At 70.5% G+C, this 2,607-nt stretch carries 4 protein-coding genes; 2 read left to right on the forward strand and 2 right to left on the reverse strand.

Going from position 1 to position 2,607, the window contains the following annotated elements; genetic code table 11:
* Positions 1–79: 79 nt before the first annotated feature.
* Positions 80–355, reverse strand: coding sequence for a GlsB/YeaQ/YmgE family stress response membrane protein (locus ACFWZH_RS39390; protein WP_384443338.1), 276 nt, complete (start codon positions 353–355; stop codon positions 80–82).
* Between the two features lie 228 nt (positions 356–583).
* Between ACFWZH_RS39390 and ACFWZH_RS39395 the strand changes: the two genes are divergently transcribed.
* Both ACFWZH_RS39395 and ACFWZH_RS39400 read left to right on the forward strand, forming a co-directional pair.
* Entirely contained in the window at positions 584–958 is a 375-nt protein-coding gene (locus ACFWZH_RS39395) for a DUF3099 domain-containing protein (RefSeq protein WP_384443341.1), read from the forward strand.
* Between the two features lie 221 nt (positions 959–1,179).
* Positions 1,180–1,434, forward strand: a complete 255-nt coding sequence (locus tag ACFWZH_RS39400) for a hypothetical protein (protein WP_384443345.1) — start codon at positions 1,180–1,182, stop codon at positions 1,432–1,434.
* 31 nt (positions 1,435–1,465) lie between these two features.
* Here the strand turns inward: ACFWZH_RS39400 and moaA are convergent, their stop codons facing one another.
* Positions 1,466–2,455, reverse strand: coding sequence for a GTP 3',8-cyclase MoaA (gene moaA, locus ACFWZH_RS39405; protein WP_384443348.1), 990 nt, complete (start codon positions 2,453–2,455; stop codon positions 1,466–1,468).
* Positions 2,456–2,607: the final 152 nt, after the last annotated feature.

A 2,607-nucleotide genomic window follows, 5' to 3' on the forward strand; every position in this document is an offset into this window, starting at 1 on the left:
GCGCGCGAACTGCGCACCGGCCGCCTCCCCTTTTTTTCCTGCCCCGGGCCGGCAGGTCTCGGGCATCTCCTCCGGGCGGCTAGGCCGTTGTCTTGCGGCCGCGCAGGGCGACCCAGAGGCGGTCGCCGATGCCGACGATGACGACCGCGCCGATCAGTTGCAGCAGATGCCGGGTCCAGTCGATGCCGCTGGTCTCATTGACGCCGATGCCGGTGGCCAGCCAGTTGCCGAGGACGCTGCCCAGCATGCCGAAGATCACGGTCAGCCAGAGCGGGATCTTCTGCTTGCCCGGGATGATGGCCTTCGCGATCAGGCCCAGCACCAGGCCCACGATGATGGCCCACAACCACGTCATGTCGCTGTCGCCTCCTCTTACGGCGCGGTGCGCGTGAGGGTCGCCCCGTCAGTGTCACTCCGCATCGGCTACGCCGCACGCCGGAGCCGGTTGTCCTCTATTTGTCGCGGCGGACCCGGCCGAACGGAGGCAGGCCCCGGTCTCGAAGGCGGCGCAGGTGCGGCGTACCGTGGAAACCGACCGCAGACCGGGGAGAATCCGGCATGACCTAGCAGGTGGTGGAACGTGATGCGGAAGCAGAGCAGCGGCCAGACCTTCCGGATCACAGGGGCCCGCCAGGGGCTGTCCGAGGACGTGCGCGGGCGGCAGCGGCGGTACGTGATCTCGATGGCGGTGCGGACGGTGGCCGTGCTGCTGACCGTGGTGCTGTGGAACGTCGAGCGGCCGGTTGCCATCGCGACGCTGGTGCTGGGCATGGCGCTGCCCTATATCGCGGTGGTGATCGCCAACGCGGGCCGGGAGAACGTCCCTTCGCTTCCGAAAACCTTCGTCGCGGGGCCGACCAGGCCGATGCTGACGCCGGGTCCCTCCGCCGCACCGGCGGAATCCGAACCGGAGCGACCGGCGGCGGGCACATCCACACCGCGCCCCGACTCCCACTGATCAGCATTCGGTCTGCAAAGCTCAAGAAAAGCTCAGATCAATCGTGGAGTTCCGGTGCACCGCGCACCATTCCCCGTGACATACTGCGTAACGCGCTCCGCATCCCCCGTCGGAGCGACGGACCGACGCCGGGCGGCTCCCCCCGTGGCTGCCCGGCGTCGTCATGTCCGCTCCCGGTCACGGCCTGAAGGGCCCGGGCCGCAGGACGTAGGGTTGAGGCCGTGAACTCCCCTGATCTTCCCGACTCCACCGCGGGCGGCGACGCCGCCGTCATCTGCTCCGCCAAGGGCTGCCGGGCCGCCGCCGTCTGGGTGCTGGCCTGGAACAACCCGAAGCTGCACACGCCGGACCGCCGTAAGACCTGGCTGGCCTGCGAGGAGCACCGGGAGCATCTGTCGCAGTTCCTCGGCGTGCGCGGCTTCCTCAAGGACGTGGTGACGCTTGAGGAGTGGGAGGCGTCCGCCGCCGGGAAGTGAGGCCGGGCTGCGGGGAGCGATGCCGGGCGGGTCAGCCGCCGATCGAGGACATCGGGCGCTCGGGCTGCAGGAAGGCCGGGTCGTCCAGGCCGGAGCCCGCCTTCTTGCCCCACATCGCGCGCTTCCATATGCGCGCGATCTCCTCGTCGGGTGCCCCGGAGCGCAGCGCCGTCCGCAGATCCGTCTCCTCGGTGGCGAACAGGCAGGTGCGGACCTGGCCGTCGGCCGTCAGCCGGGTGCGGTCGCAGGCGCGGCAGAAGGGGCGGGTGACGGAGGCGATCACGCCGACGCGGTGCGGTCCGCCGTCGACCTGCCAGCGCTCGGCGGGCGCGGAGCCGCGCTCGTCCTGGCCCTCGGGGGTCAGCTCGAAGCGGGTGCGCAGCGAGGCGAGGATGTCACCGGCGGTGATCATGCCGTCGCGCTTCCAGCCGTGCTGGGCGTCGAGCGGCATCTGCTCGATGAAGCGGAGCTCGTAGTCGTGGGCGATCGCCCAGGCGAGCAGGTCGGGGGCCTCGTCGTCGTTGAGGCCCGGCATCAGGACGGCGTTGACCTTGACCGGGGTCAGACCGGCGGCGCGGGCCGCCTCCAGGCCGCGGAGCACATCGTCGTGGCGCTTGCGGCGGGTCATGGTCTGGAAGACGTCGGGGCGCAGGGTGTCGAGGGAGACGTTGACGCGGTCGAGGCCGGCGTCGCGCAGGGCCGCGGCCGTGCGCGACAGGCCTATGCCGTTGGTGGTCAGCGACATCCGGGGGCGCGGGGTGAGGGCGGCGACGCGCTCGACGATGCCGACCAGACCGGGGCGGAGCAGCGGCTCGCCGCCCGTGAAGCGGACCTCTTCGATGCCCAGGTCGCGCACCGCGACGGCGATCAGCCGGACGATCTCGTCGTCGGTGAGCAGATCGGGCTTGGCCAGCCACTGCAGGCCCTCTTCGGGCATGCAGTACGTGCACCGCAGATTGCAGCGGTCGGTGAGCGAAACGCGCAGGTCGGTGGCCACACGACCGTAGGTGTCGATGAGCACAGGGCCCCTCCCCGGGACTGACGGCTCGGGACGCCTGGTGACGTCCTGGTTCGCCTTGGTACATCTCCCGTGTGGATCAGTACGTCTTCGAGCCTACGCGATGGGTGTGACAGCGAGCAGAGATGAGAAGCACGACGTGGGCGGGGTGGCGT

It is taken from the genome of Streptomyces sp. NPDC059008 (assembly GCF_042749045.1).
In the GTDB taxonomy this organism is placed as follows: domain Bacteria; phylum Actinomycetota; class Actinomycetes; order Streptomycetales; family Streptomycetaceae; genus Streptomyces.